Here is a 6,588-nt window from a genome sequence, read left to right as displayed (position 1 = left end):
ACCGACCCGCCGGTCCGCCTATATGCCCGGGGGTTAACTCCCCCCCCGACGTACGTGACGGGTCGGCAGGTCTGCGACAATGTCCGGCGTGGATCTGAGGGTGGTGCGACCGACGCGCGGGAGCGTGTGGCTGGCGCTGCTCGCGGCGGTGGAGATCACCACCGGGTCCAGCCTGGCCCACCTGGCCGGCGGCGGGGAGCTGCCGGACGCGTTGTGGCTGGTGGCGACCGGGTTCGCCGCATTCGGCGCCGGAATCGTGGTGCTGCAGCGCAGGGTCGGGATCGTCCTGGGCGCTCTGCTCGCCGGGGCGGCGCAGCTGGGGATGCACGAGGCCTTCGAGGCGTACGCGGCGCCCACGGCCCACGCGCACAGCACCGGCACCGGCGACACCTCGATGCTGGTCGCGCACGCTGCGGCCGCGGTGCTCACGGTCGCCGTGTGGCTGCTGCACCGCCGGGCCTGGCAGGTCATCTCCCGGGCGCTCACGACGCCCCGGATCCCGATCCCGTTCCGCCTGCCGACGCAGGCTCAGCCGGTGGTGCTGCGCACCGACCTGTGGACGTACGTCGCTGCTGGACGCGGGCCGCCGGTCCTCGCCTGAGGACCCGACCCGACACCTGGGCGCACGCCCAACCAGCAGACACTCCACAGAAAGCAACGACCATGTCTCGACGTACCCTCGCGCGCCTCGGCGCGCCCGCCATCGCTGCCGCGGGCATCACGTTCCTCCTCGCCGCTCCGGCCTCCGCGCACGTCACGGTCACCCCGACCGAGACCGCCGCAGGCGCCTACACGGTGCTGACCTTCAGCGTCGGCCACGGCTGCGAAGGCTCCCCGACGAACAAGATCACCATCCAGGTGCCGGAGGGGGTCAACACGGTCACCCCGACGCGCCAGCCGTTCTACGACGTCAAGGTCACCAAGGAGAAGCTCGCCGAGCCGGTCAAGGACGCCCACGGCAACGAGCTGACCGAGCGCGACGCGACCATCGTCTACACCGCGAAGACCCCGCTGCCCGAGGGTCAGCGCGACGCCTTCGAGGTCTCCCTGCAGCTGCCGGAGGAGGAGGGCACCCTTGCCTTCCCGACGGTCCAGACCTGTGAGAAGGGCGAGACCGCCTGGATCGAGGAGACCCCCGAGGGCGCCACGGAGGAGCCCGAGAGCCCGGCCCCGGCCTTCGAGGTCACCGCGGCGGAGGCCGAGGACGGCCACGGCCACGGCGCCGAGGAGCCGGCCGGAGAGAAGGCCGAGCCGGTCGCGGACGACGTCGAGGACGGCGACAGCAGCAACCTGTGGGGTGCTGTCGGCGCGGGCGCCGGCATCCTCGGCCTGATCGCGGGCGCGACCGCCCTTGCGCTGGGACGTCGTAAGGCGTGAGTGCTCCCCTGACGCGCCGGCCCGGCCTCGACCAGGGCCTGGGCCGGCGCGCCCTGGGGCGGCTGCTGGCGGTGCTCGCCGCCGCTGCGTACGCCGTCCTGCTCGGCATCTCCCCCGCCCAGGCGCACGCGAGCCTGATCGGCACGGACCCCGAGGAGGGGGCCGTCCTGGAGCAAGCGCCGGAGACGATCACCTTCACCTTCGACGAGGCGGTGACCCTGACGCCGGCGGGCGTGACGGTCTACGACGCGAAGGGCCAGGAGGTGACCTCCGAGGCGAGCGCGGGCGGCACCGAGATGAAGGTCGCGCTCGCGGAGGCGAGCACCCTCGGCGACGGCACCTACGTCGTCGCCTGGCGAGCGGTCTCGGCCGACGGCCACCCGATCTCGGGCTCGTTGACCTTCGCGGTCGGCGCCCCGAGCCTCAGCGTCGCCCCACCTCCGTCCTCGGAGCCGTCGAGAGCGACGGCGGTGATCCACGGGGTGCTCCAGTTCCTCCAGTACGCCGCGCTGCTGCTGGTCGTGGGCCTGGTCTGGTTCCGCGGGCTGATCTTGGTGGGGCCCAGCGTGGGGGAACACCGCGTCCCCGACCGGGCCATCACCCGGGTCCAGCGCGTCCAGATCCTGGCCGGCATGGTCGCCGTGGTCGCACTGGTGGCCCTCGCCCCGGCCAGCGGTGCGCTGCAGAGCGAGAGCGGACCGGGCGCGATGCTCACCTTCGACGCCTGGTCGCCGGCCTCGGTCGGCAAGGAGTGGCTCAGCGCGCTGGTAGGGATCGTGGGCATCGCGGCGGCGCTCGCGCTGCGCGAACGACCCCGCCTGGCCGCTGCCGCCGGACTGGTCGCGATCTGCTCCCCGGCGCTGGTGGGCCACTCCCGCGCGGTCGTACCCGCCTGGCTGGTCACGGCCACCGACGTCATCCACCTGATCGCCGGGGCGCTCTGGCTCGGTGGCCTGGTCGGCCTCGCGCTGACCCTGCCGCTGATCACCCGGCGCGGCACCGTGGCGGCCGAGATCGTCACCCGCTTCTCCACCCTCGCCGCCGCGTCGCTGGCCGCCCTCGCGGTCTCGGGGGTGCTGATGGGCTGGCGGATCCTCGGTTCCTGGGACAACCTGCTCAACAGCACGTACGGCACACTGCTGATGACCAAGATCGCCCTGGTCGTCGCGGTCTCGGTGATGGCGGCCGGCAACCGGCTGCTGGTCCTCCCCCGCGTCCGCCAGGCGGCCGGCCACGACGACACCGTCGAGGCCGGCTCGATGCTGCGCCGGGCCGTGCTGATGGAGGCCGGCGTGCTCGTCGTCGTCCTCGGCGTCACCGGCTTCCTGGTCGACCAGCCGCCGCAGGCCGGGGCCGGCTCGACCGGGACCGGCTCGGCCACGGTCGCGCAGACCAACACCCAGGCCGCGGAGCTGGGTGAGGACCACCGGGTCTACGCGACGCTGACCCCGGCGGGTCCGGGGCCGAACGTGCTCCGGCTGCAGATCCAGGACGCGGCCGGCGAGCCCGTCGAGGCCTCGGCGGTCCCGACCGCCAAGCTGCGTTCGGGCGAGCTCGACCTGGGCAGCCTGGAGCTGACCTCGGTCGCCGCCGGCACCTGGGAGGCCGACGTCGTACTGCCCAAGGGCGGCACCTGGGAAGCCACCGTCGGCCTGCGGCTGGGCGAGTTCGAGAGCCCGCTGGGAGTGCTGAAGTTCCCCGTCGGGCAGTGATTTCGGACGGTGAGGTTCAGACAGTGACGGGGAGCCGGAGCGTGTGGACCATCCCGTCCACGCGCGCCTGCACGAAGAAGACATAGTCACCCGCCTTCGGCGGCTTCACGTGGATGCCGAGGCGGGTGCCGTCCTCGCCGTTCTCGGGGCCGCCCAGCGGGTGCAGGTGGATCACCTCGCCGGTCTCGCGGCTGAACGCGGTCACGTGCGCGTAGACCCCGAGGTACGTCCCGAGGTTGACCGGCTGACCGGCCGGGTCGGAGAGCAGGACCCCGATCTCCTGGTCGATCCCGGGCTTCGGGGTCTCCTCCAGCGCCGCGATCACGGTGCCGTCGTCGGAGCCGGGTACGTCCACCTCGGTCGCCCCCGCGACCTTCGCCGTCGTGCCGAGCATCGCCTGCTCCCCCTTGCCGTCGGGGGTGCGGGCGGCGAACTCGACGACCACCCGGTAGGTGCCACCCGCGGGCAGCGTCAGGTCGCCGGACCAGTCCCCGGCGTCACCTCGGGTCGGGTGCAGGTGGCGAAACACCTCCAGGTCGTCGCGGACGACATAGAGGTGGAGGTCCTTGGTCTGCTCCTCGATGTAGTCGGTGACCGGGCCGCCGTCCTTGGTGATCGTGAAGCTCACCTTCCCCGGGGTGCCCGCCTCGGCGGGCAGGCTGACGTCACCGATCGTGTAGCCGCCCGCGGTCGCGGAGGTGCCGTCGGCGCCCTTGATCGCGGTCACGACGGTCGCCGCGCTGGGGGTCGAGGTCGGGTCGGCCGCCTCGGGTTCTCCACCACAGGAGATCAGGGTGACCGCAAGACCGAGACACAGGACGACAGCAGCAATTCCGACACGCACGGGCAAATGGTGTCATGGCACTGGTTGAAGCGGAGCCCGAGACCATCAGCGGAGTCAGAACCCGACACCCGGATTGAGAATCCCCAGCGGGTCCAGCGCCGCCTTGATCCGGTGCTGCACGTCGACGGACCCGGCACCGATCTCGGGCTCGAGCCACGTGCGCTTGAGCCGGCCGATGCCGTGCTCGCCGGTCGTGGTGCCACCGAGCTCGATGGCGAGGGCGAAGATCTCGTCCCCCGCGGCGGTCTCCGCCGGCGGCATCGCCCCCGGGACGTCGTCCGGGGACGGGTCCCAGCCGATCACCGGGTGGAGGTTGCCGTCGCCGGCGTGCGCGAGGGTGTAGATGCGTACGCCGTGCCGGTCGGCGATCTCGGAGACCCGCTCGACCGCCTCGGCTAGCCGGGAGCGGGGCACGCAGATGTCCTCGATGAAGAAGGCGCCCTCCGTCTCGATGGCCGGCAGGACCTGGCGACGGGCCTCGACCAGGCGCTCGGAGGACTCCTCGTCGACGCCCTGCTCGATCCAGGTCGCCTCCTTGCCGAGGACGGCCGCGATCGCCTCGATCTCGGTCTCCGCGGCGGACCCGTCGGCCTGGGCGATCACCAGTGCCTCGCCCCGGGAGGCGTAGGAGGTGCCGGCGAACCGGTCGATCGCCTCGAGGCACCGCCGGTCGATGAACTCCAGCATCGACGGCAGCCGACGGGCGGCGGAGATCTCGGCGCAGGCCCGGGCTGCTGCCGCCACCGAGGCGTACGCGGCCGACGCGGTCAGCGTGGAGACCGGCCGTGGCTTGAGCCGCAGGGTCGCGCCGACGACGATGCCCAGGGTGCCTTCGGAGCCGACGAAGAGCGCGGTGAGGTCGAGCCCCGCGACGCCCTTCATGGTGCGGCGGCCGGTGTGGATCAGGGTGCCGTCGGCGAGGACGACGTCGAGACCGAGGACCGCCTCCCGGGTGACTCCGTACTTCACGCACCGCAGCCCGCCTGCGTTGGTGGCGACGTTGCCGCCGATCGAGCAGATCGCCGCCGAGGCCGGGTCGGGTGCGTAGCGCAGCCCCACCTCGGCCGCCGCCGCGTCCAGCCGCGCGGTGAGCACGCCGGGCTCGACGACCGCGATCTCGTCGACCGGGTCGAGCTCGAGGATCCGGTCCATCGCGGAGAGGTCGACGACGAGGTGGCCGGTGCCGGCCACCGCTCCCCCGGCCAGCCCGGTGCCCGCACCCCGCGGGACGACCGGTACGCGGTGCGCGGAGGCGATCCGCATCGCCGCCTGGACGTCCTCGATGCCGTGCGCACGTACCACCGCCAGCGGCAGGCCGTCGGCGACCGAGCCGGACCTGTCGGTCGAGGCCGCCAGCCGCGAGAGCTCGTCGGTCGCCACCTCGGAGACGTTGGCGGCGAGGTCGTCGACCAGGGACAGCTGTGACTCCATCGTCATCGCCCCATTGTCGTGTCTGGCCGACTTCGAGGGGGCGATTTGCGTACCCCTTCTCTGCTACCGATACGCTTGACCTCGAGGGGAGTACCTCACCAAGCTCATTCCGGTCAGTACGTCGGTGCCACCACCGTCCCGGAATGACACCCCGATCCGGGGTGAGGGAGACCTCAGACGTTCATCGACACGCCTGAGGACCCTTCATGCTCGATACCATCGGCACACCCACCCTGTGGGCCGTGACCATCACCGCCGTCGTGGTGCTGATCGCCCTCGACTTCCTCCTGACCCGTCGTCCGCACGAGGTCTCCATGAAGGAGGCGCTGGGCTGGTCGGCCTTCTACATCGCGCTTCCGCTCGCCTTCGGTGTCTGGGTCTGGAACGCCCACGGCAGCCAGACCGGCTTCGAGTACTACACCGGCTACATCGTCGAGAAGTCGCTCAGCGTCGACAACCTGTTCGTGTTCATGCTGTTGCTCGCGGCCTTCGCGGTGCCACGGCACCTGCAGCAGAAGGTGCTGCTCTTCGGCATCGTCGGCGCGCTCGTGCTGCGCGGCATCTTCATCGCTCTGGGCGCCGCGGCGCTGTCCCAGTGGGACATCGTCTTCCTGATCTTCGGCGCGATCCTGCTGATCACCGCGGCCAAGCTCTTCTTCGAGGCGGTCCAGGGCCACGACCAGAAGGTCGACCCCGAGGAGATGCTCGCCGTACGCCTCGGCCGCAAGATCGGGCTGAAGCCGATGGCCATCGTGGTGCTCGCCATCTTCGCGACCGACATCATCTTCGCGGTCGACTCGGTGCCGGCCGTCTACGGCATCACCGGCGACCCCTACCTGGTCTTCGCCACCAACGCGTTCGCGCTGCTCGGTCTGCGGGCCCTCTACTTCGTGCTCGAGGGTGCCCTGTCCAAGCTGGTCCACCTCTCCTACGGTCTGGCCGCGATCCTCGCCTTCATCGGCGTCAAGCTCGGCCTGCACTGGGCCCACGGCCACTGGGCCGGCGTTCCGGTCGTCCCCACCTGGCTCTCGCTGGTGATCATCGTCGGCATCCTCGCCGTCACCGTCACCACCAGCCTGATCGCCTCCGCGCGCACGGAGGCCCGTGAGAAGAACGAGGCCCTGGAGGAGACGAACGCGTAAGCGACCGTGTTGGTCTCGACACGCTCGGCCGCGGGCGGCCTCGCGGCTCGACCGACGGTGGCCACCGTCGGTCCTCTCGACC

6 protein-coding genes are annotated in these 6,588 nt (G+C 71.7%); 4 read left to right on the top strand and 2 right to left on the bottom strand.

All coding sequences use genetic code 11. From position 1 onward, the window contains the following. Window positions 1-79: 79 nt before the first annotated feature. From ABZ796_RS27550 to ABZ796_RS27540, 3 genes are all read left to right on the top strand, one after another. Complete coding sequence (locus tag ABZ796_RS27550) at window positions 80-601, top strand: cell division protein FtsQ (protein WP_357341366.1); 522 nt, start codon at window positions 80-82, stop codon at window positions 599-601. Window positions 602-663: 62 nt separating this feature from the next. Then, complete coding sequence (locus ABZ796_RS27545; RefSeq protein ID WP_357341365.1) at window positions 664-1,377, top strand: YcnI family protein; 714 nt, start codon at window positions 664-666, stop codon at window positions 1,375-1,377. Next, window positions 1,374-3,089 (top strand): copper resistance protein CopC, encoded by a 1,716-nt coding sequence (locus ABZ796_RS27540; protein WP_357341364.1) that lies wholly within the window; start codon window positions 1,374-1,376, stop codon window positions 3,087-3,089. Before ABZ796_RS27545 ends, ABZ796_RS27540 begins: the two co-directional genes overlap by 4 nt. Window positions 3,090-3,105: 16 nt before the next feature. On the opposite strand, the gene ABZ796_RS27535 is transcribed toward ABZ796_RS27540, so the two are convergent. Further along, window positions 3,106-3,933, bottom strand: a complete 828-nt coding sequence (locus ABZ796_RS27535) for a hypothetical protein (RefSeq protein WP_357341362.1) — start codon at window positions 3,931-3,933, stop codon at window positions 3,106-3,108. A gap of 54 nt (window positions 3,934-3,987) precedes the next feature. Further along, on the bottom strand, window positions 3,988-5,370 hold the full coding sequence (locus ABZ796_RS27530; RefSeq protein WP_357341361.1) for an FAD-linked oxidase C-terminal domain-containing protein: 1,383 nt from the start codon (window positions 5,368-5,370) through the stop codon (window positions 3,988-3,990). Between the two features lie 200 nt (window positions 5,371-5,570). Here ABZ796_RS27530 and ABZ796_RS27525 point away from each other — a divergent pair, with 200 nt between their 5' ends. Continuing rightward, window positions 5,571-6,506: a TerC/Alx family metal homeostasis membrane protein gene (locus ABZ796_RS27525; protein WP_357341359.1), complete on the top strand. Its 936-nt coding sequence runs from the start codon at window positions 5,571-5,573 to the stop codon at window positions 6,504-6,506. The last annotated feature ends 82 nt before the right edge of the window (window positions 6,507-6,588 follow it).

Source organism: Nocardioides sp. NPDC047086, assembly GCF_040643685.1.
Classification (GTDB): Bacteria; Actinomycetota; Actinomycetes; order Propionibacteriales; family Nocardioidaceae; genus Nocardioides.
The sequence above is the reverse complement of the archived record's forward strand: the minus strand, read 5'-3'. Positions and strand labels throughout refer to the sequence as shown.

Bases quoted from the DNA above. Each gene is read 5' to 3' on its own strand.
- ABZ796_RS27550 (WP_357341366.1), top strand. From the start codon at position 80: ATGTCCGGCGTGGATCTGAGGGTGGTGCGACCGACGCGCGGGAGCGTG.
- ABZ796_RS27545 (WP_357341365.1), top strand. From the start codon at position 664: ATGTCTCGACGTACCCTCGCGCGCCTCGGCGCGCCCGCCATCGCTGCC.
- ABZ796_RS27530 (WP_357341361.1), bottom strand. From the start codon at position 5,370: ATGACGATGGAGTCACAGCTGTCCCTGGTCGACGACCTCGCCGCCAAC.
- ABZ796_RS27525 (WP_357341359.1), top strand. From the start codon at position 5,571: ATGCTCGATACCATCGGCACACCCACCCTGTGGGCCGTGACCATCACC.